The sequence below is a fragment of the Pseudomonas sp. MWU347 genome, from assembly GCF_017947305.1.
GTDB classification, from domain to species: domain Bacteria; phylum Pseudomonadota; class Gammaproteobacteria; order Pseudomonadales; family Pseudomonadaceae; genus Aquipseudomonas; species Aquipseudomonas putida_A.
The window spans coordinates 276121-302526 of sequence record NZ_JAFGZB010000001.1; the positions used below are offsets into that span (position 1 = coordinate 276121).

The following is a 26406-nucleotide window of genomic DNA, read 5'->3' on the forward strand; positions in this document are numbered from 1 at the left end:
AAAGGGCCATCAGCAACACCACACCATCCTGATCAGCTCACTCGCGCTGCTCAAACCCCTCCCCTGTACACCCCAAACAGCGCACAAACGCCGCTTTCGCCGGATCCACCACCAGCGCCTGCCCCGCATCACCTACCCCGCCACCCAGCGCGGTAAACGGCAATGACACTACAAACACCCCCGCACCCAGCACCGTTGCCACCACCAATAAAGGTCGGGCAATCAGCAAATCGCCGATCATGGCGTAGGCGGGAGGGTTCTGGATGGCGTAGCGCGGATCACCGCTGCCGTTTTCCGCGGCCTGAACGGCCAGGCTGGAACACAGCAATAGTGTGGCAAACAGGACTTGCAAGGACTTCATGGCACGATCCTTCGGGCTGAACAGTGAGACCACTCACTATAGACCGTAGGACTTTTTCAGATTTTTGCCTCAGGTCTGGCAGCGCGGACAGAACACACTGGCCCGTTGCCCCAGCTTCACTTCCCGCAGGCCAGTACCGCAGACCTTGCAGTGCTCGCCGCCACGGCCATAAACGAACAGCTCCTGCTGGAAGTACCCCGGTTGCCCGTCACCGCCGATGAAATCCCGCAACGTGGTGCCGCCGCGCTCGATGGCTGCGGCGAGAATCCGTTTGATCTCGATCGCCAGCTTCAGATAACGCGCCCGGGAGATGCTTTTGGCTTCGCGGCGCGGATCGATCCCGGCAGCGAACAGCGCTTCGGTCGCGTAAATGTTGCCGACACCCACCACCACCGCGTTGTCCATGATGAACGGCTTGACCGCCATCGAACGCCCGCGCGACAACTGGAACAGGCGCTCGCCGTCGAACAGATCGGTCAACGGCTCTGGCCCGAGACGAATCAGCAGTTCGTGATTGAGCGGGTCGGTACTCCACAGCATCGCGCCGAAACGGCGTGGATCGGTGTAACGCAGCGCCAGACCGGATTCCAGCTCGATATCGACGTGCTCGTGCTTGAGCGCCGGCAACCCGACTTCCACCAGCCGCAAGTTGCCCGACATGCCCAAGTGACTGATCAACGTGCCGACTTCGGCATTGATCAACAGATACTTGGCCCGCCGCTCAACCAGCACGATGCGCTGCCCGGACAGGCGCACATCGAGATCTTCGGGGATCGGCCAGCGCAGCCGACGATCCCGCACGATCACCCGGCTGACGCGCTGGCCTTCCAGGTGCGGAGCAATGCCCCGGCGGGTGGTTTCGACTTCCGGCAGTTCAGGCATGGTGTCCTCGAATCAATGCGCGCCGAGGTCGCGGATCGTCTGTTTGAGGGTTTCGAAATCGTAGTCCGACAGACCGACGTAATCGAGAATCAGCGGGCCAATGCTGTTCCACTCGTGGTCTTCAGTCTGGTTGCCCAGCACCCGATAAGACGCACAGATGTGCTCGGCCATCTTCAAGATCGCCAGCAGATTCTTCATCTGGCTGTTGCGCGAGGATTCGTCGCTGAAGATCGCCAGCGCATTGTGGTGATTGGCGATCGCCGTGCTGACGTGTTCCGGCAGGCGCCACGACTTGGCGGTGTAGTAGCCGACCACGGCGTGGTTGGTATTGAACTCGGCGTTCTCGGTGTCCACCACCCGGCATTCGGCGCTGGCATTGGCGTAAGCCTTTTCCAGTACCGACATGTAGTTGGGGAAGCGCTGCAGCATCAACGGCACGCCGCAGTCGTGGAACAGCCCCAAGGCATAGGCTTCATCACCGGCTTGGGTGCCGATGCGCTTGGCCAGGGTCAGGCAGGTCATCGCCACGTCCTGGGCGGTGTCCCAGAAACGGTTGAGGGTGACGATGGTGTCATCGTTCATCTCGCCCTTGATCGACTGCGCGTTGATCAGGTTGATGATCGAACGGCTGCCCAACAGATTCACCGCACGCTGGATCGAAGTGATCTTGTTGCTCAGGCCGTAATACGGCGAGTTGACGATTTTCAGCAGAGAACCGGACAGGCCGGGATCCTGGGCGATCAGCTTGGCGATCACCTCCAGGTCCGGGTCGGGCATGTACTGCTCCATCTGCAGATCCACCATGATCTGCGGCTGCGCGGGCACGCTGATGCCTTGCAGGGATTGTTGAATCTGTTCAGTGGTCAGCTCTTGGGACATAAGTACACACTCTGGGACAGGCGGCGATTCTAACCTCTAAAAACCGCAGGACGACACACCAGTGGGCAATTGTCAGGAACTTTCATTCACGTTCAGGCTTCGGACTTTGTAAGGCCGACCGGACAATCAAGCACCGGCTCGGCGGTAATTTCCCGCAGACTCAGGAGCTTATCGATGGCTACTTCCCTCACTGGCAAACGCGTCGCCATTTTAGTAACAGACGGTTTCGAACAGGTCGAATTGACCGGCCCCAAGCAAGCACTGGAGCAAGCCGGCGCTCAGGTCGACATCCTCTCGGCCGAGGCCGGCAAGGTCAAAGGCTGGAACCACGACAAACCGGCGGATGACTTCAAGGTCGATCAGACCTTTCAAGGCGCCAGCAGCGAGCAGTACGACGCGATCGTCCTGCCGGGCGGCGTGCAGAACTCCGACACCATCCGCATCGACCAGGATGCCCAGCACCTGGTCAAGACCGGCGCCTCCGCCGGCAAACCGATCGCGGTGATCTGCCACGGCAGCTGGCTGCTGATTTCCGCCGGGCTGGTCAACGGCAAGACCCTGACCAGCTACAAGACGCTCAAGGATGACCTGGTCAATGCCGGGGCCAACTGGGTGGATAAAGAAGTGGTCAAGGACGGCCACCTGATCAGCAGCCGTCAGCCGGACGATATTCCAGCGTTCAACCGTGAGTTGATCGACGCGCTCTCTGCCTGATCTGTGGGCTTGTGAGTTTATGTGGTGAGGAGATTTATCCCCGATGGACAGCGCAGCTGTCCCAGATCGACTCACGCGGTCAGTCAGAAAACTGCGTTGGGGGTTTGCGGTTGCTGCGCAGCCGATCGGGGATAAATCCCCTCGCCACAGGTAATGTCTTCCACCGGCAATGACTTGCCACATGTCCACTCACCAGCCAATCAGGCCGAGCAACACGGTATACTCCCGCTCTTTTTTCCGGAGCGACGTCATGTCCCTGCCTAGCCTGCGCCTCAAAGCCAACGCCGACCGTCGCCTGCGCAACGGCCACTTGTGGGTCTACAGCAACGAAATCGATGTGGCCGCCACGCCACTGCACGGCTTCAAGGCCGGCGATCAGGCGATCCTCGAAGCCGCGGGCGGCAAGCCGCTGGGCATCGTCGCGATGAGCCCGAACAACCTGATCTGCGCGCGCCTGCTGTCGCGTGACATCAAGCTGTCTCTGGACAAGTCGCTGCTGGTGCATCGCCTGAACGTGGCCCTGTCGTTGCGCGAGCGCCTGTTCGACAAGCCGTTCTACCGCCTGGTGTACGGCGATTCCGACCTGCTGCCGGGTCTGGTGGTCGACCGTTTCGGCGACATCCTCGTGGTGCAGATTGCCTCGGCAACCATGGAAGCGCACAAAGATGACGTGATCGCTGCACTGACCCAAGTGCTCAAGCCAAGCGGCATCCTGTTCAAGAACGACTCCGCCGCGCGTGACGCCGAAGGCCTCAACCGCTACGTCGAAACCGTGTTCGGTCTGGTGCCGGAGTGGGTCGCGCTGGAAGAGAACGGCGTGAAATTCGAAGCGCCGGTCATTGGTGGCCAGAAAACCGGCTGGTTCTACGACCACCGCATGAACCGCGCCCGCCTGGCTCCGTACGCCAAGGGCAAACGCGTGCTCGACCTCTATAGCTACATCGGTGGCTGGGGCGTGCAGGCTGCGGCGTTCGGTGCCAGCGAAGTGTTCTGCGTCGACGCGTCGGGCTTCGCCCTCGACGGCGTCGAGCGTAACGCCGCGCTGAACGGCTTCGCCGACAAGATGACCTGCATCGAAGGCGACGTCTTCGAAGCATTGAAGGAACTCAAGGCCAGCGAAGAACGTTTCGACGTGATCGTTGCCGACCCGCCAGCGTTCATCAAGCGCAAGAAAGACATGAAGAACGGTGAAGGCGCCTACCGTCGTCTGAACGAGCAAGCCATGCGCCTGCTGACCAAGGACGGCATTCTGGTCAGCGCTTCGTGCTCGATGCACCTGCCGGAAGACGATCTGCAGAACATCCTGCTGACCAGCGCCCGTCACCTGGACCGCAACATCCAGATGCTCGAGCGCGGTGGTCAGGGCCCGGACCACCCGGTACACCCGGCCATCGCCGAGACTCGCTACATCAAGAGCATCACCTGCCGCCTGCTGCCTAACAGCTGATCGGCCCATGAAACGGGGAGCCTGCGGGCTTCCCGTTGGCTTTACGGCGATGCAATGTCGTCGAATTTCTTCCTCTTTCCTACAACTAACTTCCTACATGCATGCAGGACATTTCCCTGCGCATTACATTTCAACATCTAATACTTACAAGTTTGCCCTTGCAGCACGCCCACTCCGACAAAATTAATAGAAATTTCCTACCCAAGTATCGCTTGCCAATAATTCATTACAACCTATTATTAAGTTGTCACCACGACGGTGACATTCACTCTCAATGAACAAGGAGTTCATACTTATGAAAGCAATTACTCTGGAAACCAACCAAATCGCAAACCTGGCCTTCCTGGTTGCGCCTAAAGCCCGCTAAGTGAGCCAGAACGCTGGGGAGTGCCGGCACCCCAGCGTTCTTCCGACCCGTTCCAGAGCGATGAACACAACATGCATATCAATCCCTATTTATTCATATTGCCGCGCACGCCCGGACAAATAGTCTGGAACTATAAAGACCACACCCAACATGAACTTGACCTGACTTACTCTTGTCGACTTGCACAACTTATCAATAACCCGGAACAGTTCGACAGACGCAACATAATAGACTCACAACTTCTGAACGCCGGAATATTAACCGTTGCAAAAATAGACAGCCCGCCATGGGGCTGGGATGAATTGTCGAAGATTTATCATATTGGCACCCAGAACATTCCCTGCGAACAGATACCCCAGAATATTCAAGAGTGGTCCAGGCAATACCTGAACCATTGCAACGCGGTGCTGACTACACCGGCACCCGCGCAAGATCGGTCGACACCTCAAGACGAACCTCGAATCGCCCTGCCCGCCTCCGCGGCCCTGACCGTTGCCAGCTTGGGCAATGTCCTGCGCCTGAGAAAAACCTGCCGCTCTTTCACTGGCGCAGCGATCACGCTCAATGACGTCGGCACGTTGATGTATCTCTCGCTGGGTTTTCTCCGTCATCGCGACGATAACCGCGACGAGAGCATCGCCGAAGGACTCGGCGCCCGTCGCAGCAGTCCTTCAGGTGGCGGGTTGAATGCCTGTGAAGGATTTCTTCTGGCACGCAATATCGAGGGCCTCGAACCGGGTGTCTACGCCTACCACTCGGCAGAACACGCACTCAGCCGGGTCAATCCTTTGCCCGACCCCGCGCTGGGTCATTTGCTGGCGGGTCAGCACTTCATCAATAACCTGCCACTGGGTCTGTTTATCACCGCTCGTTTCGACAAGCTCTGGTGGAAGTATGAACACTCACGCGCCTATCGCATGGCGTTTGTCGAGGCGGGTCATCTGTCGCAAACCTTTCAACTGGTGGCCACAGCGCTGGGCCTGGGAACGTGGCTGACCGGGGCATTCACCGACCGCCAGGTCGAAGCCCTGCTCAAACTCGAAGGCAGCGCTGAACAACCGTTGTTCTTTGTCGGCTGCGGCGCTAGCGACGGTCAGGCGATGTGTCAGGAAATGCGCGACCTGTTGCAGGAGACGCGCAAATGAGCGCATCAACCGTAGATCAGCCCGAAGCGCCAGAGTCCTGGGCGCTTCGATTCACCCTCGGCGACTGGAACAACCACGCTTCGGTACGCACCAGCCGGCACGACTACCAGTTGCCGGCAGACCTGCCGTTGCAACTGCAAACCCGCTTCTGGTTTCCGCCGGCATTCCTGCCGTATCTGTCCCACCCGGCGATCGAAGCCGCAGGCAGCAAGGTCATGCATCGGCTGGCTGCCAACCACCTGGTGCACTTTCTCGACTACACCACGCTGCTGGAACACCGCATCGTCAACCGCGCCGTGGAAACCATCGTCCACGGTGAGTTGCCCGCGCACATTCCGTCAAGGATGAAAACCGCCGCGCTGCAGCTCTATACCGACGAGGGTTATCACGCACTGTTCTCCCATCATCTGGCCGAACAGATCGCCGAACTGCATGGTTTCACCGGTCGTCAGCAGGTGCCGTTGCGCATCACCCGCCTGACCGGTCAGATTGCCCGAACACCGGAGAGCAAACGCCCGCTGGCATGGTTTCTGCTCGGCTTCGTCTCCGAAACCATCATTGCCCGGGAGTTGCTGGATGTGTGTCGGGAAACGCTGGTCAGCAGCGTGAACGACATGCTGCGCGACCACCTCGCTGATGAAGCGCGCCACAGCCGTTTTTTTTCCGAGGTCTTTCACTACCTCTGGTTGACCCTGAACAGCCGCCAGCGCGCCTTTGCGGCCAGAACCTTGCTGGAGACCCTGGCGACCTTCTTCGAAGTCGACGAGCAATGGCTGCACCAAAGCCTGCGCCGCGCCGGCATTGGCGAAGGTGCGATCAAGGAAATCCTCGACAGCCTGACCAACGAACAGGCCAGCCGCCAGCGTGCCCGATCCGGAGCGACGGCTACGCTTGCTGCACTCGAAAAAGCCGGATTCTTCGCGCTACCCAACAACCGCAAACTTTTCGCCAAGGCAGGACTGATCGATGCTTGAAGGAAGAACGGTGGTAACGACCCGACAACGACGCGGGGCGATCAGCCTGCTTTTGGCCATGGTGCTGCTGGGGGTGTTTCCGCTGGACGTCCTGCTGCCGTCGTTCCCGGCGCTGGCTGAACACTTCGCCAGCACTCCGACCGACATCGCCCTGTCGATCAGCCTGTTCGCGGTGGGCATTGCCTTTGCCCAACTGTTGATCGGGCCGTTGTCCGACGTCATCGGGCGCAAGGGGTTACTGCTCGCCGGCATGGCTGTCTCGATCCTCGGCGCCATCGGCTGCGTAATGACCAGCGACTACACATTGTTCATGACTTTTCGCATCGTGCAGGCCATCGGTTGTGGCTGTTTCGTCCTGTCACAGGCGCTGGTGCAGGATCTGTTCGAGGGCGCAGAGCGCGATCGCCTGCGAATCCTGATGGTGACCGCCACCGGGATCTTCATCTCCATATCACCGCTGGCCGGAACCTTTCTGCAGGCGACCCTGGGCTGGCGTGGCAGCTTCTGGCTGTTCATCGCACTGGCGGCGGTGGTGTTGCTCAAGGCCTGGCTGTTTCTGGACGGCGGTCGGCCAGTCGCCAAGGGCACACCGCTCAACTTTCTCAGCGCCTACCGGCGAGTGCTGGGGGATTTCGAGTTCGTCGGCTACTGGCTGATTTCGGCTTTCGCGTTCGCCTGCCACTTCTCGTTCATCGTCATTTCGCCGTTGATCTTCATGGATCAGTTGCAGCTCTCAGCCTATGACTTCTCACTGATCCTGCTGATCTACGGTGCGGCCTATGTGACCGGCGGGATTGCCGCCACGCTGTTGAGCCGGCGCATCAGCTCTGCGCAACAGATCGTGGCCGGGTTGAGCCTGATTCTGCTGGCAGGGCTGGTGATGCTATTCCTGTCGCAGTACTTCGCGCTCTCGCCCGTCACGGTATTGATCCCGATGCTGATCTGCACCGCCGGCACCACCATTGCACGCCCGGCCGCCACCTCACGCGCCATGGGCCTGTTCCCGGAGAACGCCGGTACTTCGGCCTCGGCCGGTAGCACGATCATCTTCATCTGCGGCGGGTTGATCAGTGCGCTGATCAGCCTGAGTCCAGGCAACCTGCAGGCCACCCTCGGCTACTGTTTTGTCCTGCTGAGTTGCATCGCGCTGGCGCTGAACAAGCGGATCAGCCATCGCGCCAGCATTATCGAGAACGGCGCGGTCACGCCCTTCGGCAGCGATTGAGCCTGCCGGTCGTCATGCCATACGCACCGTCGGCACTGGAACAACACTTTGCGCCATTCCCTCCAGACGCCAGCGGTGTAGAATCGGCTGATTCATCGCCATTCATCCCCCGGCGGGTTTATGAGCTCAGGCTGAGGCAAGCGGCGATCCCGCAAAGTCATCGGCAACATCCAGGACACACGGCCATTTCTGAGTGTTCCAGACGTCAATAGAAGCTCACTCCCTTTTGATACCTGATTAGCCGCCCGGAGTGCTCCATGCCAGATTACCGCTCGAAAACATCCACCCACGGCCGCAACATGGCCGGCGCCCGCGCACTGTGGCGCGCCACCGGGATGAAAGATGACGACTTCAAGAAGCCGATCATCGCCATTGCCAACTCCTTCACCCAGTTCGTGCCGGGCCACGTGCACCTCAAAGACCTCGGTCAACTGGTTGCCCGGGAAATCGAACGCGCCGGTGGCGTAGCGAAAGAATTCAACACCATCGCCGTGGATGACGGCATCGCCATGGGTCACGACGGCATGCTCTATTCGCTGCCGAGCCGCGAGATCATCGCCGACTCTGTCGAATACATGGTCAACGCCCACTGCGCCGACGCCATCGTCTGCATCTCCAACTGCGACAAGATCACCCCGGGCATGTTGATGGCCGCTTTGCGCCTGAACATTCCGGTGATCTTCGTTTCCGGCGGCCCGATGGAAGCTGGCAAGACCAAACTCGCTTCCCACGGCCTCGACCTCGTCGACGCCATGGTGATCGCCGCCGACTCCAGCGCTTCTGACGAGAAGGTTGCCGAGTACGAGCGCAGCGCCTGCCCGACCTGCGGTTCATGCTCCGGCATGTTCACCGCCAACTCGATGAACTGCCTGACCGAAGCGCTGGGCCTGGCATTGCCGGGCAACGGTTCGACCCTCGCGACCCACAGCGACCGCGAGCAGTTGTTCCTGCAGGCCGGTCGCACCATCGTCGAACTGTGCAAGCGTTACTACGGCGAGAACGACGAGTCGGTGCTGCCGCGCAACATCGCCAACTTCAAGGCGTTCGAGAACGCGATGATGCTCGACATCGCCATGGGCGGTTCGACCAACACCATCCTGCACTTGCTGGCTGCGGCTCAGGAAGCCGAGATCGATTTCGACCTGCGCGACATCGACCGTCTCTCGCGCAGCGTGCCGCAACTGTGCAAAGTGGCGCCGAACATCCAGAAGTACCACATGGAAGACGTGCACCGCGCTGGCGGCATCTTCAGCATTCTCGGTTCGCTGGCCCGTGGCGGCCTGCTGCACACCGACCTGCCGACCGTGCACAGCCGCAGCATGGAAGAAGCCATCGCCAAGTGGGACATCACCCAGACCGACGATGAAGCCGTGCACCACTTCTTCAAGGCCGGCCCGGCGGGCATCCCGACCCAGACCGCGTTCAGCCAGTCGACTCGTTGGGAAACCCTCGATGACGACCGTGAAAACGGCTGCATCCGCAGCTTCGAACACGCCTACTCGAAAGAAGGCGGCCTGGCCGTGCTGTACGGCAACATCGCCCTCGACGGCTGCGTGGTGAAAACCGCCGGCGTCGACGAGTCGATCCACGTCTTCGAAGGCAACGCGAAGATCTTTGAAAGCCAAGACAGCGCGGTGCGCGGCATCCTCGCCGACGAAGTGAAGGAAGGCGACATCGTCATCATTCGCTACGAAGGCCCGAAAGGCGGCCCGGGCATGCAGGAAATGCTCTACCCGACCTCGTACCTGAAGTCCAAAGGTCTGGGCAAAGCCTGTGCGTTGCTCACCGACGGTCGTTTCTCTGGCGGTACTTCCGGCCTGTCGATCGGCCACGCTTCGCCAGAGGCTGCGGCCGGTGGCGCGATCGGTCTGGTGCAGGACGGCGACAAAGTGCTGATCGACATCCCGAACCGCTCGATCAACCTGTTGGTCAGCGATGAAGAACTGGCTGCGCGCCGGGTCGAACAGGACAAGAAAGGCTGGAAACCGGTCGAGCAGCGTCCACGCAAAGTGACCACCGCCCTGAAGGCCTACGCCCTGCTGGCGACCAGCGCCGACAAGGGTGCGGTGCGTAACAAGGCGATGCTCGACGGGCTGTAAGCGTCAATCGCAAAAACAAAAATGCCCCGCCAAAGTGCGGGGCATTTTTTTGCCTGATCCAAAAACAATGAAGATCAAAACTGTGGGAGCGGGCTTGCTCGCGAAAGCGGTCTACCGGTCAAAAAATCTCCCGCCTGACACTCCCTCTTCGCGAGCAAGCCCGCTCCCACAAGGGACTGTCAGTGATTCTGGAATCTGAGTTCCAACAGGGATTGGGGGCTTACTGGATTTCTTCAGGCTTGACGATCACCCAGTTTTTGTCCGCCGTCACCGGCAATCCTTCCTTGGCCTGCGCCGCTGCGTGTTTGGCCATCATGCCGTTGAGCTGGGTCATGTATTTGTCCTTGCGGTTGACCCACAAGTGAATGCCGCCCTTGGCTACATCCACATCGTGGAACAGCATGTAGCCATCGCTGCTCGGGGTATCGCCGCCCACCAGCACCGGTTTTTTCCACTCGTCGATATAGGTCAGAATCGCCGCGTGTTTGCCGGCCATCCAGGTTGCCGGGGTCCACAGGTACGGGGTCAGTTCGAGGCCGAGGTTGGCCTTCTCGTCATACTTGCCGGCGGTGATCTGCTTGCGTGCAGTCGTCAGCTCGCCGGTTTCGCGGTTCTTCAGCAACGTGGTCACGCCGATCACATTCTGCGGTTTGACGTTGTAGCCATACTTCGGATCGGCCGCGACCATGCGCACCAGTTCTTCGGAGGCGGCGGTCATCACGTAAACCTCGATGCCGTTCTCCATCAGCTTGTTGTACAGCTCGGCCTGGCCGGTGAAGACTTTCGGCGGCTGCACATCGATGTTCTTCACTACATCGCCTTCGTAGTAAGTGGCCGGCACCGGTTTGCCCGACGCCATCAGCTCATCGACGTAGCCCTTGAGTTCCTTGAGAGTGAAGCCGGAGAACACCTGCGCTACCCACGGGTAGCAGACCATGTCGTCGACTTCGCACAGGCGATAGTAGTAACTGAACAGGCTTTCCTTGTGGTCGGCGGTGTCCTTGAACGGCATCAGTTTCAGCGAGGGATCAAGCGTCTCGCGGGTGATCAGCCCCTTGTTTTCCATGAACGGCAGCAACGACTCTTCAAGGTCGTATCGGTAGCTGGTGTTGTCCATGTCGAACACCGCGTAGTTACCCTTGTTGGCATTGGCGGCGATCATCGCGTCGAGTGCCTTGGCCTGATCCGCCGGCCAGTGCTTCAGGTCGGTGGCGAATGCGTGAGCGGCCAAGCCCAATCCAAGAACCACAGCGAGCATTTTCGGTGCGAACTTCATCGGCGTTTTCTCCCTGACTGAAAGACATCGACGCTAACAAATAAGTGTGACAGTCCTCGTCTGTCAGCGACCGCTTACGTCTCCTCAACGCCAGTTGCATTGCCGAGAGCGACAAGTGCTTATTCCAAAAACGACGGACAACCTGCGATTTCGGTATTAATTCATTGGAAATCAAACTGTTAGGCTTGCCGGTTCGCAGTTGCCCAAGAAGGCGACTGGCACAAGTCTTATCGGAGTCTTCATGAATCTGCCGCTGATCCTCAATCTGCTGGTGTTCCTCGCCCTGCTCTTCGGTCTGGCGCAAACCCGCCACACGACGTGGAGCCTGGCGAAAAAAGTCCTGCTCGCGCTGGTACTCGGCGTAGCGTTCGGTGTTGCCCTGCACACCGTTTACGGTGCCGGCAACCCGGTACTGAAAGCTTCGATCGGCTGGTTCGATCTGGTCGGCAACGGTTACGTGCAGTTGCTGCAAATGATCGTGATCCCGCTGGTGTTCGCCTCGATCCTCAGTGCGGTCGCGCGTCTGCACAACGCCTCGTCGCTGGGCAAGATCAGCTTCCTGACCATCGGCACCCTGCTGTTCACCACCGCGATCGCGGCGCTGATCGGTATCGGCCTGACCAACCTGTTCGGCCTCACCGCCGAAGGCCTGGTCGCCGGCACGCAGGAAATGGCCCGCCTGCAAACCATCCAGACCGACTACGCCGGCAAGGTTGCCGACCTGAATGTGCCGCAGCTGCTGCTGTCGTTCATTCCGCAGAACCCGTTCGCCGATCTGGCGCGGGCCAAGCCGACCTCGATCATCAGCGTGGTGATCTTCGCCGCGTTCCTCGGGGTCGCGGCGCTGCAACTGCTCAAGGATGATGCCGAGAAAGGTCAGAAAGTGATCAACGCCATCGACACCCTGCAAGCCTGGGTGATGCGTCTGGTGCGTCTGGTGATGAAGCTGACCCCGTACGGCGTGCTGGCGCTGATGACCAAAGTGGTTGCCGGTTCCAACCTGCAGGACATCATCAAGCTCGGCAGTTTCGTCGTGGTCTCGTACCTCGGTCTGGGCCTGATGTTCGTGGTGCACGGCCTGCTGGTGTCGGCGGCCGGGATCAATCCGCTGCGATTCTTCCGCAAGATCTGGCCGGTGCTGACGTTCGCGTTCACCAGCCGTTCCAGCGCGGCGAGCATTCCGCTGAGCATCGAAGCGCAGACCCGTCGTCTGGGCATTCCGCAGTCGATCGCCAGTTTCGCCGCCTCGTTCGGTGCGACCATCGGCCAGAACGGTTGCGCCGGTCTGTACCCGGCGATGTTGGCGGTGATGGTTGCGCCAACAGTCGGCATCAACCCGCTGGACCCGCTGTGGATCGCGACGCTGGTGGCGATTGTGACCCTGAGTTCCGCCGGTGTGGCCGGTGTTGGTGGCGGCGCGACGTTTGCTGCGCTGATCGTGCTGCCGGCGATGGGCTTGCCGGTGTCACTGGTGGCGCTGCTGATTTCGGTGGAGCCGCTGATCGACATGGGGCGCACGGCGTTGAACGTGAGTGGTTCGATCACGGCCGGTGCGATTACCAGCCAAGTGATGCAGCAGACCGATAAAGCACTGCTGGATGCGGATGAGCATGCGGAGCTGGCTCAGGCTTAAATTCTTCTTTGCCTGACCTGCCCTCTTCGCGAGCAAGCCCGCTCCCACATTGGATCTGTGATCGACACAAATCCAATGTGGGAGCGGGCTTGCTCGCGAAGCTCTTAAGCCTTTTCCCAGACCTCGAAGTTGTAAGCGGGCTTGTCGCCCTCAGCCGGATTCGGCACATTCGACACCAGTTTCCACTGGTTCAGGTCAAACTCCGGAAACCACGCATCGCCTTCCGGGCTCAGCGCCACTCGGGTCAGATACAAACGATCCGCCTGCGCCAGCCCTTGCGCATACAACTGCGCGCCGCCAATCAGCATCAACTCATCGACGCCCTGCGCTTTCGCCCATTCCTCGGCGCGCACCACTGCAGCTTCCAGCGACGGATACACCTCCGCCCCTTCCAGCAGCAGATCCGGCTGACGGCTGACCACGATGTTCAAGCGGCCCGGCAGCGGACGGCCGAGGGAGTCCCAGGTCTTACGGCCCATGATGATCGGCTTGCCGAGGGTCGTGGCCTTGAAGTATTTGAAGTCCCCCGGCAGGTGCCAGGGCATGCTGTTGTCGACGCCGATCACGCGGTTTTCACCGAGGGCTGCGATCAGGCTGAGGGGGAGTGATTTAGTCATGCCGGCGAGGATACCAGAGCCTCGCTTGACCCGATAAGCGCCACAGCGGTTATGCTCACTGCTCAATCGAGCAACGGAATGGCGCGTGACTGAACTGACTCCACTGCAAAACCTCTGGCTGACGGAAACCATCCGCCTGCGCGAAGAACACGCAGGTCCCCTGGAGGATCTGGAAGCCAATCGACTGGCCCGCGCGGCCGGCGGCGATCTGCCGGGCCGTATTCAGCGCCGCGCCGTGTGGCTGGCCGAGCGCGACGGGCTGAGCGCAGCACTCCAGCACTGGCTGCAAGGCGCGCGTCTGGCGCTGGTGCTGCTGGTCATTTTCGCGCTGCTGAGCGGCGCCGGGCTGGCCTTCGCCGCACTGAGCCAGACGCCGGTCAATGTGTTCTGGGCCCTGGGCAGCCTGCTCGGGCTGAACCTGATTCTGCTGCTGAGCTGGGCGCTGGGGCTGATCTTTGTCGGTGAACACGGCGCCACCCTCGGGCGCTTGTGGCTGTGGCTCAGCGAAAAACTCGCTCGCGATGCCAAAGCCGCGCAACTCGCGCCGGCCCTGCTGCTGATGCTGCAACGCAAAAAACTCAATCGCTGGGCGCTCGGCACATTGGTCAACGGTCTGTGGTTGCTGGCGATGCTCAGCGCGCTGCTGTTGCTGCTGACGCTGATGGCGACCCGGCGCTATGGTTTCGTCTGGGAAACCACCATTCTCGGCGCCGACACCTTCATCAACCTGACCCAAGCCCTCGGCGCGCTGCCGGCGCTGCTCGGCTTCAACGTGCCGACCGTAGAGATGATCCGCGCCAGCGGCGGCGCAGCGCTGGATATCGAAAGCGCGCGACAGGCCTGGGCAACCTGGCTGGTCGGCGTGCTGGTGGTCTACGGCGTGCTGCCGCGCCTGCTGCTGGCGCTGTTGTGTTTCTGGCGCTGGAGTCGCGGCAAAGCCGCGCTGACCCTGGACTTGAACCTGCCCGGTTACGCCCAGTTGCGTGAACGGTTGATGCCGACCAGCGAACGCCTCGGCATCAACGACGCCGCGCCGGAGCAGTTGCATCGGGTCGAAAGCAGCGTCAGCGAACACGCCAGCGACGGCGCTTTGCTGGTGGCCATCGAACTCGACGATCAGCGCCCGTGGCCACCGGCCCTGCCGAAAACCGTGAGCAACGCCGGCATCCTCGACAGCCGCGAATCACGGCACAAACTGCTCGAACAGCTCAGCCGTTTCCCTCCGGCACGCCTGCTGATCGCCTGCGACCCGCGACGCTCGCCGGATCGCGGCAGCCTCGCGCTGATCGCCGAACTGGCGCGCAACGCCAACGCCACCCGGGTCTGGCTGCTGCAAGCACCGCCCGGCGAAGCGCTGGACAGTGCCCGTCTCGGCGACTGGCACGTTGCGCTGCAACAACTGGAGTTGCCGTTCGCCGATTGCGCGCCGATGAACTGGCTGGAGAGCGGTCATGACTGATGCCCGGAAAGCGCCGCTGAAACTCGCGGTGGTCGGCCACACCAACGTCGGCAAGACTTCGCTGCTGCGCACCCTGACCCGCGACGTCGGCTTCGGCGAAGTCTCGCACCGGCCGAGCACCACTCGACATGTCGAGGGTGCGCGGTTGTCGGTGGACGGCGAGCCGTTGCTCGATCTCTACGACACGCCGGGGCTGGAAGACGCCATCGCCCTGCTGGATTTCCTCGAGCGTCTGGAGCGCCCCGGCGAACGTCTCGACGGCCCGGCGCGACTGGCGCGGTTTCTCGACGGCAGCGAAGCACGTCAGCGTTTCGAACAGGAGGCGAAAGTCCTGCGACAGCTACTCGCGTCCGACGCCGGTCTGTATGTGATCGACGCCCGCGAACCGGTGCTGGCTAAGTATCGTGACGAACTCGAAGTGCTGGCCAGTTGCGGCAAGCCGCTGTTGCCGGTGCTGAATTTCGTCAGCAGCGCCAACCATCGCGAGCCGGACTGGCGCGAAGCGTTGGCGCGGCTCGGCCTGCATGCGTTGGTGCGCTTCGACAGCGTTGCGCCGCCGGAAGATGGCGAGCGGCGCCTGTACGAAAGCCTTGCGCTGTTGCTGGAAAACGCCCGTCCGCAACTGGAGCGCTTGATCGCCGATCAACAGACCCAGCGTCTCGCCCGCCAACAAAGTGCGGCGCGTTTGATCGCCGAATTGCTGATCGACTGCGCCGCCTGCCGACGCAGCGTGGTCAGCGAGGCCGAGCAGGAGCAGCAAGCGATCAGCGAACTGCGCAAAGCCGTGCGCCAGCGTGAACAGAAATGCGTCGAAGCGTTGCTCAAGCTCTATGCGTTTCGCCCGCAGGATGCGGCGGCGAGTGATCTGCCGTTGCTCGATGGGCGTTGGGGCGATGATCTGTTCAACCCGGAAACCCTGAAGCAACTCGGCGTGCGGGTGGGCGGCGGGATTGCTGCCGGTGCCGCGGCGGGGGCTGGGGTGGATTTGCTGGTGGGCGGGATTACCCTCGGTGCGGCGGCTTTGGCCGGTGCGATTGCCGGTGGTGCGCTACAAACGGCGCGCAGTTATGGCAGCCGCTTGCTGGGCAAGATCAGGGGCCAGCGGGAGTTGACCGTGGATGACGGGGTGTTGCGGCTGCTGGCGTTGCGGCAGCGCCAACTGTTGCTGGCGCTCGATCAGCGCGGGCATGCGGCGATGGACGCGGTCCAGGTCGCCACCCCGCAGGACAAGACCTGGCGCGAAGGCAAGTTGCCGGATGCGCTGAGCAAGGCGCGGGCGCATCCGCAGTGGTCGTCGCTCAATCCGCATGCGAAGTTGAATCAGGCGGAGCGGCAGGAGCAGATTGAGGCGTTGGTTGATCGGGTGCTTGAGCTTTAGATCGCTACCCCCTCACCCCAGCCCTCTCCCCCAAGGGGTAGAGGGGGAAGGGAGCAGATCTTCTGGCTTTTCAAAACCTGAGTTCGACTGGATATTTCAGATCGATGTAGGGCCCAAGAACAACACGGTCGGCTCCCTCTCCCTCCGGGAGAGGGCTGGGGTGAGGGTTGCAATCACTCAGCCGACAACAAAACCTCAGCCTTGCGCTTCAGCACACCCAAATCCATCACCGGCACCGCCCTCTCTTTGGCCAGCTCGTCCCACTGGCGCATGCGCAAGCTGACGGCACACAACGGATCGCGTTCAAACACATCCGCCTCTTCCTCGCTCATCACCCCGCCCTGATATTCCAGGGTCCGGCGACTCGCCTCACTCAGGCGCTCGAAATACCCAGGCTCACGCAAGGTCAGATAGCGCTTCGCCTCAACGTGATACTCCACCAGCCGCGCCAGACGTTCGCTGAACCCCGCCTCACGCAAATAATCCGCCCCCAGCCGCTCGTGGCTGACCACGCCATAACCGCCCATATTCTCGGCACCCTCGGCACACAAATGGCCGATGTCATGGAAGAACGCTGCCAGCACCACTTCATCGTCAAAGCCTTCAGCCATCGCCAACTGCGCTGCCTGAGACATGTGCTCGATCTGCGATACCGGCTCACCGATGTAATCACTAGCACCAAAGCGTTCATACAGCGCAAACACCCGGTCAACGACTTGCGCATGCCCCGCCATCACATTTCCTCCAGTAATTGCGCCACGTTGCGCTCGGCCAGTGCCGGGCCGACGCTCATGCCGACGCCGGTGTGCATCAACGCCACACTCAGCCCCGGTGCCGGGCGCAGCAACGAAAACGGCCCCGGCCCACGGGCACCGTAGACGCCCTGCCAGCGCTCGACCACTTGCACCTTGCAGCCCAGCGTGTGCTCGGCCAGTTCGAGCATCCAGTTGTCCACTTGCTCGGCGTTGAACGGCGACGGATCGCTGCCGTAATGGTGCGAGTCGCCGATGATCAGCTCGCCATACGGCGTCGGACTGATCAGCAGGTGAATGCCGTTGTCGTGCAGGTGCGGTTGTTCGCGCAGGATCTGCGCCTGCACCGCCGCCGCTTCTGGCAAATCGGCGAAGGCGCCGTAGTGCACGCAGCTCAAACCGGTGAGCAAGGCGTGTTGCAGATTCAGCTCGATCTGCGGTTTGGCGCGGAGCATTTGCAGGCGGCAGATCTGCGGATCGAGCGCGGCAATCGGCTCGGCTAGCAGGGTCTGATAATCGTGGCCGGAGCAGACGATAATCTGCTTCGCCGTGAAGCTGCCGGCGGTGCTGTGCAGGCGCGCCGGTTCGACGTCGCGCACCAGCGTATTGAAGTGAAACTCGACGCCGAGGTCGCGGCGCAGATAGTCGATCAACGCCGAAATCACTTCGCGCGAGTACAGCTGTTGATCGTCCAGGCCGTGCAACGCCGCGCGGTGATGACTGAACTGACCGTGGTACAGATCACGCAGGGCAGCGCCACGCAGCAAGGCGACGTTGTACCCGTGCTCCACGGCGCGGCCGTTGCAGAAAGCTTCGAGCAAGTGTTCTTCGGCTTCGCTGCGGGCGAACAGGTACGAGCCGTTGCGCTTGATCTGCAGACCGGCGAGTTGCGCCCAGCCACCCCAGATCTCGCGGCTGGCCTTGGCCAGTTCAAGCATCGGCCCCGGTGGCTGACCGGTGACCAGCGCCTGACCAAAGTTGCGCACCGAAGCGCCGAGGGGCGTGGCAGTGCGTTCGAAAACGCTGACCTTGAGGCCGCGTTTGGCGGCGGCGTAGGCGTGGGACAGGCCGAGGATGCCGGCGCCGACGATGAGCAGGTCTTTGTGTTGAGTCATGGAGATTTTCCCTGAATGGGAGACCGCCTTCGCGAGCAAGCCCGCTCCCACAGTTTGATCGCATTCCTTCCGGTGGAACTCGGTCGAATGTGGGAGCGGGCTTGCTCGCGAAGAGGCCCTGTCAGTCGATAAAGATCTTACTTGGCGACGACTTTCTCGGACTTGCCGTCATAACGCTTGCGCCATTCGGTCAGGATCTCGTCGCGATTCTTCGAGGCCCAAGCGAAGTCGTTCTTGATCAGGCGCTGTTCGTAGTCGGCCGGCAGTTCGGTCTGCGGCTTGGCGATGCCCGGCTGAGCGAGGACGGCGAAGTTCTCCTTGTACAGATCCATTGCCTCGGCGCTGGCGGAGAAGTCCGCGAGTTTTTTCGCCGCGTCTTCATGCGGGGTGCCTTTGATCACCGCAGTCGCCTCGATCTCCCAGCCCAGGCCTTCTTTCGGCAGGATGATGTCCAGCGGCGCGCCCTGGCGTTTCAGCTGTACCGCCGGGTATTCGAAGGAAATACCGATCGGGAATTCGCCCGCAGCAGCCAGTTTGCAAGGCTTGGAACCGGAGTGAACGTACTGGCCGATGTTCTGGTGCAGACCGTCCATGTAGGCCCAGCCCTGCTTCTCGCCGAAGGTTTGCAGCCAGGCGCTGACGTCGAGGAAACCGGTGCCGGACGACGCCGGGTTAGGCATGACGATCTTGCCCTTGTACTCAGGCTTGGTCAGATCCTGCCAGCTCACCGGCTTGCTCAAGCCCTGCTTCTCGGCTTCCACGGTGTTGAAGCAAATGGTCGCGGCCCACACGTCCATGCCGACCCAGGCTGGCGGGTTGGCGGCGTCGCGGTAGTTCGCGCCGATCTTGCCCAGATCCTTCGGTGCATAGCTTTGCAGCATGCCCTGCTGATCGAGGATCGCCAGGCTCGAAGCGGCCAGGCCCCAGACCGCGTCAGCCTGCGGACGGGCCTTTTCGGCGAGGAGTTTGGCGGTGATGATCCCGGTGGAATCGCGCACCCACTTGATCTCGACGTCCGGGTTGGCCTTCTCGAACGCGGCTTTGTAAGCGGTCAGTTGCTCGGCTTCGAGGGCGGTGTACACCGTCAACTCGGTTTTTGCCGCGAAGGCATTCAGGCTGAAAGTAGCGAGCACAGCAGCGGCCAGGGCCATAGGCTTGAACATGATCGTTTTCCTGTCGGTGAGTTGAGGCTGTAGGGATAAGTCGTCAATCAGTGACCGGGCGCGGTTTGCCGCCAGGCCTGGGAACGGCGCAGCAAGCCGCGCGAAGCCCACGCCAGCAGCAAGGACACGCCTGCCGAGGTGAACAGAATCAGGGTCGACATCGCTGCCGCGCCGCCGACGTTGCCGGCGTCATCCATGTTCAGCACCGCGACCGCCGCGAGGATGGTGTCGGGGCTGTAGAGGAAGATCGCCGCCGACACCGTGGTCATCGCCGAGACGAACAGGTAGCGCACGATGTCCAGCAGCGCCGGCAGGCAGATCGGCACGGTGACGCGCAGGTAGTGGCGGTACAGCGGGGCCTTGAGCGACAGCGCGGCGGCCTCGAACTCGGCGTCGAGCTGGCGCAGCGCGGTGGTCGCGGTCATTTGTGCGGTGGTCAAATAGTGAGCAATGGTGCAGACGATCAGCAGGGTCATCGTGCCGTACAGCACGTGCAGCGGGTTGCCGCTGAGGTTGAAGAAGAAGACGTAACCCAGACCGAGCACCAGCCCCGGCACTGCCATCGGGATGAAACTGAGCATGCGCAGGGTCAGGTTGAGGCCGCGTTGGCTGCGGGTTTTCTCCATCAGATAAGCGCCAGTGAAGATCAGCACGCTGCCAATCAGCGCCGTGCCCAGCGCCATCTTCAAGCTGTTGCCGTAAGCCAGCCAGCCACCGCCGGCGGTCTCATTGAACTGGTAGTGATTGAGCGACAGCGACAGGTTGTACGGCCAGAACTTCACCAGCGACGAAAACACTGCCATGCCGAACACCAGCAGCAGCGCCGCGCTGATCAACAAAACAATCGCCAGATAGCAGCCATCACGCAATTTCGACGGCGCCGGTTTGAACACCTGGGCGCGGCCGCTCATGGAATCACCGTGACGCCGACGCAACCAGGCATCGACGCCGAAGCTGAACAGCGCCGGCAGCAACAGCACCATGCCGATCAACGCCCCGCGTCCGAATTGTTGCTGGCCGACCACGGCTTTGTAGGCTTCCAGCGCCAGCACTTGATAGTCGCCGCCGACCACCACCGGCACACCGAAATCGGTGATGGTCAGGGTGAACACCAAGCAGAACGCGGCGAACACTGCCTGCCGGGTCGCCGGCCAGGTAATGCTGCGAAAGGCTTTCGCCGGACTGGCGCCCATGCTCGACGCCGCATCGAACAGCCGCGCATCGGCCAGCGACAGCGCCGAGAGCAGAATCATCAGCGCATGGGGAAAGGTGTAGATCACCTCACCCAGCACGATGCCCCAGAAACCGTAGATGTTGTCCGAGAGCAGCCCGCGCAACATGCCCTGATTGCCGAACAGATAGACCAATGCGATACCCGGCAGCATCGACGGCGCCATCAATGGCAACAGGGAAATCCCGCGCCAGATGCCCTTGGCCGGAATCAGTGTGCGTTGCAGGGCGTAGGCAAACAGGTAGGCCAGCGGTACGACGATGGCCGCGACGCTGAGGGAAACTTTCAGGCTGTTGCCGAGCAGCCAGTGGAAATTCTCGCTGGTCACCAGCTCCTTGGCGGCGAGCCAGCCACCGCCCTGCCCGGCCTCGCTGCTGAAGCCGCGCCAGAAGATCGCCAGCAATGGCAGCAGCACGGCGACACCGAGCAGCAACAGCAGCAAGAGTTTGCCGCCGAGGACGAAGATCCGGTCACCGACCTCGGCCCCGGACACTCGCCGCGCCTGCTTGTGCGGTAGCGGCAGTGCGATGTTCGCGCTCATCAGGCGAACACCTGCAGGCTGCGCGGCGGCAAGGCGACCATGATCTGCTGGGCGCCAAGGCGCGGCATGGCTTCCGGCGCCAGTTCAGCGAGCAGCGCGTGGCCCGGCAATTGGTCGAGTTCGAAACTCATGCGGCAGCGGTTGCCGAGGAAGGTGATCTCGCGCACCTTGGCCGGAAACAGGTTTTCTTCGTGCACCAGCGGATTGACGTTGATTGCTTCCGGGCGGCAGAACAACCGGCCCGAAGCGCCGCTCACGCTGCCATCAGCCAGGCGCACATCCATCCCGCCCACCCGCGCGTGACTGGCGCTGCTGCGCTGGAACGGCAGCCAGTTGCCCTGCCCGACGAACTCGGCCACGAACGGCGTGGCCGGGCGGTTGTAGATTTCCTGCGGGGTGGCGTACTGCTCGACCCGGCCGTTGTTCATCACGGCGATGCGGTCGGCCATCAGCATGGCTTCGTCCTGATTGTGCGTGACCATCAGGGTGGTGATACCGAGGTTGCGCTGCAGTTGGCGCAGTTCGGTGCACAGATGCTCACGTACCCGGGCGTCCAGCGCCGACATCGGCTCATCAAGCAATAGCAGCGACGGCGCCGGGGCCAGGGCACGAGCCAGGGCGACACGCTGTTGCTGGCCGCCGGACAACTGGCCCGGGTACTTTTTCTCACTGCCGGTGAGGCCGACCAGTTCCAGCATCTGCCCGACGCGACGGCGTACTTCGTCGCGACCGCTGCCGGCGAGGCCGTAGGCAATGTTCGCTTCGACGGTCAGATTGGGGAACAGCGCGTAGGACTGGAACAGAATGCCGTAATCCCGGGCCTGCGGCGCGAGGTGCGAAACATCGCGGTCGCCGAGGTACAACTCGCCGCTGTCCTGCTTCTCCAGCCCGGCGATGCAGCGCAGCAGCGTGGTCTTGCCACAGCCCGACGGGCCGAGCAGACACACCAGCTCACCGGCCGCGACATCGAGGGAGACGTTATCCAGCGCGGTGAACGCGCCGAAGCGTTTCTGCACGCCGCGCACTTTCATCGGCGCACCGGGGTTGGTCAGGGCAGTTGCGATTGCAGGATTCATGGACAGACCTCATCAAGCTGATGGGGCCAATCCTAGAGTTGTAATGCGTCCGTCATGTGGCAGTGAGGCAAAAACGGCTGATAGTGGTATTCGGGGATTTTGGTTCAGGTTTCAAGTCATGTGTTGCCTGGCCTGACGCCTTCGCGAGCAAGCCCGCTCCCACATTGGATTTGTGTTGTGAACACTATCCCCTGTGGGAGCGGGCTTGCTCGCGAAGAGGCCGGCATGGGCAATGAAGAAATCAGGCCGGAGACATTTCCTGAGCCAACCCGAGAAACGCCGCCGGCAACCGCGCACCCTTGCGCTCCTTGAGGCAATACAGATACTCGGGAATCTGCGGCGCATTCTCGATGGTCAGCACCCGCAACTGCGGATCGTGCGGCACTTCCTGGCGGGCAATGATGCTGATGCCGATATTGCGCAGCACCGCCTCGCGGATCGACTCGCGGCTGCCGATCTCCAGCAACGGGCCGAAACTGACCCCGGCGCTTTGCAGCAACTCCTCGGTCAGGCGACGGGTGGTCGAACCGGACTCGCGCATCAGCAAGGTATGCCCGGCCAGCGCACTCAACGCCACATGCTCCTGCGCCGCCAGCGGATGATTGCGATGCACCGCCAGCACCAGTGGATCGCTGCCCAATACCCGGCGAATCAACCGCGCATCCTCAAGCAACTGCGACGACGCGGCGACATCGACCCGGTAATCCTCCAGCGCTTCGAGCACCTGCTGCGAGTTACCGATCTCCACCGATACTTCCACCTGCGGCAGGCGCTCGCGGAAGGTTTTCACCAGATCTAGGATGTAATACGGCGCGGTGGCAGCGATGCGCAGCGTGCCCTGCACCTGACCGCTGTTGCGCAGGAAGAACTCGATGTCGGCCTCCTGCTGCAACAGCGCCTTGACCATCGGCAGCAGCCGCGCGCCTTCGTCGCTGACACTCAGGCGCCGACCGCCACGGTAGAACAGCTCCACCGAGTACTGACTTTCCAGATTACGAATCTGCGTGGTCACGGTGGGTTGGCTCAGGCCGAGCTTTTTCGCCGCCAGCGTAATGCTGCCCAGGCGGGCGACCATATAAAACGCTTTCAGCTCGGCACTCAGCACAACCATCCCTCTTCGTTTATTTGCGCAGCAGGCGCAAACCGTTGAACACCACCAGCAGGCTCACGCCCATGTCGGCAAACACCGCCATCCACATGGTGGCGAGTCCGGCGAAGGTTACCCCAAGAAAGATAGCCTTGATCACCAGTGCCAAGGCGATGTTCTGTTTCAAGATGCTCGCGGTGTCGCGCGACAGGCTGATGAACGCGGGAATCTTGCGCAGATCGTCGTCCATCAGGGCGACATCGGCGGTTTCAATCGCGGTGTCGGTGCCGGCGGCCGCCATGGCGAAACCGATCTCGGCGCGGGCCAGTGCCGGGGCGTCGTTGATGCCGTCGCCAACCATGCCCACCCGATGACCCTGTGCATAAAGCGCTTCGATGGCTTGCAGCTTGTCGGTTGGCAGCAAGTCGCCCTTGGCCTGATCGATGCCGACCTGCGCGGCAATCGCCTGCGCGGTGTGCACGTTGTCACCGGTGAGCATCATGGTTTTCACGCCCAGCGCGTGCAACTGGCGGATCGCTTCGCGGCTGGACTCCTTGACCGTGTCGGCTACGGCGAACAGCGCCAGCGGACCAGAACTGTCGAGCAGCAACACCACGGATTTGCCCTGTTTCTCCAGCGCAAACAGCTTCTCTTCCAGTTGCGGCGAGCACAGGCCCAGCTCCTCGACCAGACGATGGTTGCCCAAGTGATAGGTCTGGCCGTTGACCTGTCCCTTCACGCCACGACCGGCCAGCGCTTCGAAGTTATCCACAGTCAGCACGGCGAGGTTTTTATCCACAGCCGCATTGGCGATGGCCAGCGACACCGGGTGATCGGAACGCCCGGCCAGCGCGGCGGCAATCGCCGGGGCTGTGGCGTCAGCGGTCGGGTCCAGCAACAGGTAATCGGTCTGCACCGGTTTGCCGTGGGTGATCGTGCCGGTCTTATCCAGCGCCAGATAATCGAGCTTGAAACCGCCCTCCAGGTACACGCCACCCTTGACCAGAATGCCTTTGCGCGCCGCTGCCGCGAGGCCGCTGACGATGGTCACCGGGGTGGAAATCACCAGTGCACAGGGACACGCCACCACCAGCAGCACCAGCGCACGGTAGATCCAGTCGAACCACAACGCGCCCATAAACAGCGGCGGAATGATCGCCACCGCCAGCGCCAGCACGAACACCACCGGGGTGTAGATTTTCGAGAATTGATCGACGAAGCGCTGAGTCGGTGCCCGTGCGCCCTGAGCCTGCTCGACGGCGTGGATGATCCGCGCCAGGGTCGAGTTGTTCGCCGCCGCAGTCACCGAGTATTCCAGCGAACCGGCCTGGTTGATGGTGCCGGCGAAGACTTTGTCGCCCACGGTTTTCTCCACCGGCAGGCTTTCACCGGTGATCGGCGCCTGATCGATGGTCGAACTGCCGCTGACGACCTCGCCGTCCAGCGCAATGCGCTCGCCGGGTTTTACCCGCACGCGGGCGCCGAGTTCGACGCTTTTGACCTCTTGTTCGATCCAGTTGCCGTCGGCTTGCTGCACCGTGGCCTGTTCCGGGGTCATCTGCATCAGGCCGCTGATGGCATTGCGCGCACGATCCAGCGAGCGTGCCTCGATCAGCTCGGCCACGGTGAACAGGAACATCACCATCGCCGCTTCCGGCCACTGCCCGATCAGCACCGCACCGGTCACCGCGATGCTCATCAGCGCGTTGATGTTGAGGTTGCGGTTCTTCAGGGCGATCCAGCCCTTTTTATAGGTGGTCAGGCCGCCGCTGAGGATCGACACCAGCGCAATGATCGCCACCACCCAGGTTGGCGCAGCGTTGGTGAAATGGATCACTTCGGCCGCCAGCGCGCCGACACCGGACAGCGCCAGGGGCCACCAGTGTTTTTTCACCGGCGCCGGGGTCGGGGCTTCGACGCCCGCCTCCAGTGGCTCGGCGTGCATGCCCAAGGACGTGATCGCCTCGGTGATCGGCGCGGTGTCCGGCAGATTGTGGGTCACGCCGAGCACGCGGTTGATCAGGTTGAACTCCAGCTGCTGCACACCGGCCAGCTTGCCGAGTTTGTTCTGGATCAGCGTCTGCTCGGTCGGGCAGTCCATCGCTTCGATGCGGAAACTGCTCAGGCGGGCGTCAGCGCTGGTCTTTTCGCTCAGTTGCACCAACGCAGGCGCGGCGACTGTCGACGAGCAGCAAGAATCTTCGTGCGAATGAACCGGTGCCGGTGCTGCGGCTTTCGACCCGCAGCAGGAATCGCCGCCATGTTCGTGCTTATGCACAGGCTGCAATTTATGGCTGTGGCTATGATCGTGCCCGTCGCCGGGCTTGTGGGTGTGCTGGGAATCGCTCATTGGTCGCGTCCATGAAGGTGCCTGTTGCCAAGTAAAGACCCTGTAGCCACTATAGGGTCAAGCACGCTTTTGGAGATTGCAGTCATGAAGATCGGAGAACTGGCCAAACTCACCGACTGCGCCGTGGAAACCATCCGCTATTACGAGCGCGAAAACCTGCTGCCGGAGCCGGCGCGCAGCGACGGTAACTACCGCGTTTACACCCAGGCCCACGCCGAACGCCTGACCTTCATCCGCAACTGCCGCACCCTCGACATGACCCTCGAAGAAATCCGCAGCCTGCTGGCCATGCGCGACAGCCCGCAGGATCAGTGTGCAAGCGTCAATACGCTGATCGACGAGCACATCCAGCATGTGAAAGCGCGGATTGACGGGTTGCTGGCGTTGCAGACACAACTGCTCGACCTGCGCCAACGCTGTGGCGAAGGGCCGGGGGCGGATCAGTGCGGGATTTTGCAGCGGCTGGAGGTGAGTGGCGGGGTTGTGGCGACGGAAGTCGAACACTCCCATGTAGGCCGTAGCCACGGCCACTGAGACTTACACAGAACCGAATGTGGGAGCGGGCTTGCTCGCGAAGACGGAGTGTCAGTCGACATCATCGTTAACTGATACACCGCATTCGCGAGCAAGCCCGC

At 61.7% G+C, this 26406-nt stretch carries 22 protein-coding genes; 10 read left to right on the forward strand and 12 right to left on the reverse strand.

The features are described 5' to 3' along the window. Positions 1 to 37: 37 nt before the first annotated feature. From KCG87_RS01235 to KCG87_RS01245, 3 genes are all read right to left on the reverse strand, one after another. On the reverse strand, positions 38 to 361 hold the full coding sequence (locus KCG87_RS01235; protein ID WP_210556420.1) for a multidrug transporter: 324 nt from the start codon (positions 359 to 361) through the stop codon (positions 38 to 40). 69 nt (positions 362 to 430) lie between these two features. Further along, positions 431 to 1243, reverse strand: a complete 813-nt coding sequence (gene mutM / locus KCG87_RS01240) for a bifunctional DNA-formamidopyrimidine glycosylase/DNA-(apurinic or apyrimidinic site) lyase (protein ID WP_003229159.1) — start codon at positions 1241 to 1243, stop codon at positions 431 to 433. A gap of 12 nt (positions 1244 to 1255) precedes the next feature. Further along, entirely contained in the window at positions 1256 to 2068 is an 813-nt protein-coding gene (locus KCG87_RS01245) for an HDOD domain-containing protein (protein WP_171061892.1), read from the reverse strand. Positions 2069 to 2296: 228 nt separating this feature from the next. On the opposite strand from KCG87_RS01245, the gene KCG87_RS01250 reads away from it, so the two are divergent. The 6 genes from KCG87_RS01250 to ilvD all read left to right on the forward strand — a co-directional run bounded on the left by KCG87_RS01250 (position 2297) and on the right by ilvD (position 10093). After that, positions 2297 to 2836 carry a type 1 glutamine amidotransferase domain-containing protein gene (locus KCG87_RS01250; protein WP_103368025.1) on the forward strand — a complete coding sequence of 180 codons (540 nt, stop codon included), beginning with the start codon at positions 2297 to 2299 and terminating at the stop codon, positions 2834 to 2836. 250 nt (positions 2837 to 3086) lie between these two features. Continuing rightward, positions 3087 to 4283, forward strand: a complete 1197-nt coding sequence (locus KCG87_RS01255; protein WP_134784889.1) for a class I SAM-dependent rRNA methyltransferase — start codon at positions 3087 to 3089, stop codon at positions 4281 to 4283. A 438-nt stretch (positions 4284 to 4721) separates the two neighbouring features. Next, positions 4722 to 5795 (forward strand): SagB family peptide dehydrogenase, encoded by a 1074-nt coding sequence (locus tag KCG87_RS01260; RefSeq protein WP_210556419.1) that lies wholly within the window; start codon positions 4722 to 4724, stop codon positions 5793 to 5795. Further along, positions 5792 to 6769 carry a diiron oxygenase gene (locus KCG87_RS01265; protein ID WP_210556418.1) on the forward strand — a complete coding sequence of 326 codons (978 nt, stop codon included), beginning with the start codon at positions 5792 to 5794 and terminating at the stop codon, positions 6767 to 6769. The genes KCG87_RS01260 and KCG87_RS01265 overlap by 4 nt, the downstream gene beginning before the upstream one ends. Continuing rightward, positions 6762 to 7994: an MFS transporter gene (locus KCG87_RS01270; RefSeq protein ID WP_210556417.1), complete on the forward strand. Its 1233-nt coding sequence runs from the start codon at positions 6762 to 6764 to the stop codon at positions 7992 to 7994. The genes KCG87_RS01265 and KCG87_RS01270 overlap by 8 nt, the downstream gene beginning before the upstream one ends. A 257-nt stretch (positions 7995 to 8251) precedes the next feature. After that, complete coding sequence (gene ilvD, locus KCG87_RS01275; RefSeq protein WP_086792292.1) at positions 8252 to 10093, forward strand: dihydroxy-acid dehydratase; 1842 nt, start codon at positions 8252 to 8254, stop codon at positions 10091 to 10093. 220 nt (positions 10094 to 10313) lie between these two features. On the opposite strand, the gene KCG87_RS01280 is transcribed toward ilvD, so the two are convergent. Next, a complete protein-coding gene (locus KCG87_RS01280; RefSeq protein ID WP_139055181.1) occupies positions 10314 to 11369 on the reverse strand; it encodes a haloacid dehalogenase-like hydrolase in 1056 nt (351 codons plus the stop codon). A gap of 241 nt (positions 11370 to 11610) precedes the next feature. On the opposite strand from KCG87_RS01280, the gene KCG87_RS01285 reads away from it, so the two are divergent. Then, positions 11611 to 13002, forward strand: a complete 1392-nt coding sequence (locus KCG87_RS01285; protein ID WP_097088937.1) for an L-cystine transporter — start codon at positions 11611 to 11613, stop codon at positions 13000 to 13002. 104 nt (positions 13003 to 13106) lie between these two features. Here the strand turns inward: KCG87_RS01285 and KCG87_RS01290 are convergent, their stop codons facing one another. Further along, positions 13107 to 13619, reverse strand: a complete 513-nt coding sequence (locus KCG87_RS01290; RefSeq protein WP_098966109.1) for a dihydrofolate reductase — start codon at positions 13617 to 13619, stop codon at positions 13107 to 13109. 85 nt (positions 13620 to 13704) lie between these two features. Here KCG87_RS01290 and KCG87_RS01295 point away from each other — a divergent pair, with 85 nt between their 5' ends. Both KCG87_RS01295 and KCG87_RS01300 read left to right on the forward strand, forming a co-directional pair. Then, positions 13705 to 15078 (forward strand): DUF2868 domain-containing protein, encoded by a 1374-nt coding sequence (locus KCG87_RS01295; protein WP_210556416.1) that lies wholly within the window; start codon positions 13705 to 13707, stop codon positions 15076 to 15078. Then, entirely contained in the window at positions 15071 to 16456 is a 1386-nt protein-coding gene (locus KCG87_RS01300; RefSeq protein WP_210556415.1) for a GTPase/DUF3482 domain-containing protein, read from the forward strand. The genes KCG87_RS01295 and KCG87_RS01300 overlap by 8 nt, the downstream gene beginning before the upstream one ends. A 173-nt stretch (positions 16457 to 16629) precedes the next feature. Here the strand turns inward: KCG87_RS01300 and KCG87_RS01305 are convergent, their stop codons facing one another. The 7 genes from KCG87_RS01305 to KCG87_RS01335 all read right to left on the reverse strand — a co-directional run bounded on the left by KCG87_RS01305 (position 16630) and on the right by KCG87_RS01335 (position 25771). Continuing rightward, a complete protein-coding gene (locus KCG87_RS01305) occupies positions 16630 to 17190 on the reverse strand; it encodes a phosphonate degradation HD-domain oxygenase (RefSeq protein ID WP_210556414.1) in 561 nt (186 codons plus the stop codon). Then, positions 17190 to 18323, reverse strand: a complete 1134-nt coding sequence (locus KCG87_RS01310) for a TIGR03364 family FAD-dependent oxidoreductase (RefSeq protein WP_210556412.1) — start codon at positions 18321 to 18323, stop codon at positions 17190 to 17192. Before KCG87_RS01310 ends, KCG87_RS01305 begins: the two co-directional genes overlap by 1 nt. A 137-nt stretch (positions 18324 to 18460) precedes the next feature. Then, a complete protein-coding gene (locus KCG87_RS01315) occupies positions 18461 to 19486 on the reverse strand; it encodes a putative 2-aminoethylphosphonate ABC transporter substrate-binding protein (protein WP_003229178.1) in 1026 nt (341 codons plus the stop codon). Between the two features lie 47 nt (positions 19487 to 19533). Continuing rightward, positions 19534 to 21258, reverse strand: coding sequence for a putative 2-aminoethylphosphonate ABC transporter permease subunit (locus KCG87_RS01320; protein ID WP_210556410.1), 1725 nt, complete (start codon positions 21256 to 21258; stop codon positions 19534 to 19536). Next, positions 21258 to 22334, reverse strand: coding sequence for a putative 2-aminoethylphosphonate ABC transporter ATP-binding protein (locus KCG87_RS01325; protein ID WP_047596627.1), 1077 nt, complete (start codon positions 22332 to 22334; stop codon positions 21258 to 21260). Before KCG87_RS01325 ends, KCG87_RS01320 begins: the two co-directional genes overlap by 1 nt. A 241-nt stretch (positions 22335 to 22575) precedes the next feature. Further along, positions 22576 to 23439, reverse strand: coding sequence for a LysR family transcriptional regulator (locus tag KCG87_RS01330; RefSeq protein ID WP_027610541.1), 864 nt, complete (start codon positions 23437 to 23439; stop codon positions 22576 to 22578). A gap of 16 nt (positions 23440 to 23455) precedes the next feature. Beyond that, positions 23456 to 25771: a heavy metal translocating P-type ATPase gene (locus tag KCG87_RS01335; protein WP_210556408.1), complete on the reverse strand. Its 2316-nt coding sequence runs from the start codon at positions 25769 to 25771 to the stop codon at positions 23456 to 23458. A gap of 84 nt (positions 25772 to 25855) precedes the next feature. Between KCG87_RS01335 and cadR the strand changes: the two genes are divergently transcribed. Continuing rightward, positions 25856 to 26305, forward strand: coding sequence for a Cd(II)/Pb(II)-responsive transcriptional regulator (gene cadR, locus KCG87_RS01340; protein WP_007964189.1), 450 nt, complete (start codon positions 25856 to 25858; stop codon positions 26303 to 26305). Positions 26306 to 26406: the final 101 nt, after the last annotated feature.

Excerpts from the sequence above, each read along its gene's own strand:
- KCG87_RS01235 (WP_210556420.1), bottom strand. The coding sequence starts at position 361 with ATGAAGTCCTTGCAAGTCCTGTTTGCCACACTATTGCTGTGTTCCAGC.
- ilvD (WP_086792292.1), top strand. The coding sequence starts at position 8,252 with ATGCCAGATTACCGCTCGAAAACATCCACCCACGGCCGCAACATGGCC.
- KCG87_RS01265 (WP_210556418.1), top strand. The coding sequence starts at position 5,792 with ATGAGCGCATCAACCGTAGATCAGCCCGAAGCGCCAGAGTCCTGGGCG.
- KCG87_RS01305 (WP_210556414.1), bottom strand. The coding sequence starts at position 17,190 with ATGGCGGGGCATGCGCAAGTCGTTGACCGGGTGTTTGCGCTGTATGAA.
- KCG87_RS01335 (WP_210556408.1), bottom strand. The coding sequence starts at position 25,771 with ATGAGCGATTCCCAGCACACCCACAAGCCCGGCGACGGGCACGATCAT.
- mutM (WP_003229159.1), bottom strand. The coding sequence starts at position 1,243 with ATGCCTGAACTGCCGGAAGTCGAAACCACCCGCCGGGGCATTGCTCCG.
- KCG87_RS01255 (WP_134784889.1), top strand. The coding sequence starts at position 3,087 with ATGTCCCTGCCTAGCCTGCGCCTCAAAGCCAACGCCGACCGTCGCCTG.
- cadR (WP_007964189.1), top strand. The coding sequence starts at position 25,856 with ATGAAGATCGGAGAACTGGCCAAACTCACCGACTGCGCCGTGGAAACC.
- KCG87_RS01280 (WP_139055181.1), bottom strand. The coding sequence starts at position 11,369 with ATGAAGTTCGCACCGAAAATGCTCGCTGTGGTTCTTGGATTGGGCTTG.
- KCG87_RS01285 (WP_097088937.1), top strand. The coding sequence starts at position 11,611 with ATGAATCTGCCGCTGATCCTCAATCTGCTGGTGTTCCTCGCCCTGCTC.
- KCG87_RS01310 (WP_210556412.1), bottom strand. The coding sequence starts at position 18,323 with ATGACTCAACACAAAGACCTGCTCATCGTCGGCGCCGGCATCCTCGGC.
- KCG87_RS01325 (WP_047596627.1), bottom strand. The coding sequence starts at position 22,334 with ATGAATCCTGCAATCGCAACTGCCCTGACCAACCCCGGTGCGCCGATG.
- KCG87_RS01320 (WP_210556410.1), bottom strand. The coding sequence starts at position 21,258 with ATGAGCGCGAACATCGCACTGCCGCTACCGCACAAGCAGGCGCGGCGA.
- KCG87_RS01250 (WP_103368025.1), top strand. The coding sequence starts at position 2,297 with ATGGCTACTTCCCTCACTGGCAAACGCGTCGCCATTTTAGTAACAGAC.
- KCG87_RS01270 (WP_210556417.1), top strand. The coding sequence starts at position 6,762 with ATGCTTGAAGGAAGAACGGTGGTAACGACCCGACAACGACGCGGGGCG.
- KCG87_RS01290 (WP_098966109.1), bottom strand. The coding sequence starts at position 13,619 with ATGACTAAATCACTCCCCCTCAGCCTGATCGCAGCCCTCGGTGAAAAC.
- KCG87_RS01300 (WP_210556415.1), top strand. The coding sequence starts at position 15,071 with ATGACTGATGCCCGGAAAGCGCCGCTGAAACTCGCGGTGGTCGGCCAC.
- KCG87_RS01260 (WP_210556419.1), top strand. The coding sequence starts at position 4,722 with ATGCATATCAATCCCTATTTATTCATATTGCCGCGCACGCCCGGACAA.
- KCG87_RS01315 (WP_003229178.1), bottom strand. The coding sequence starts at position 19,486 with ATGTTCAAGCCTATGGCCCTGGCCGCTGCTGTGCTCGCTACTTTCAGC.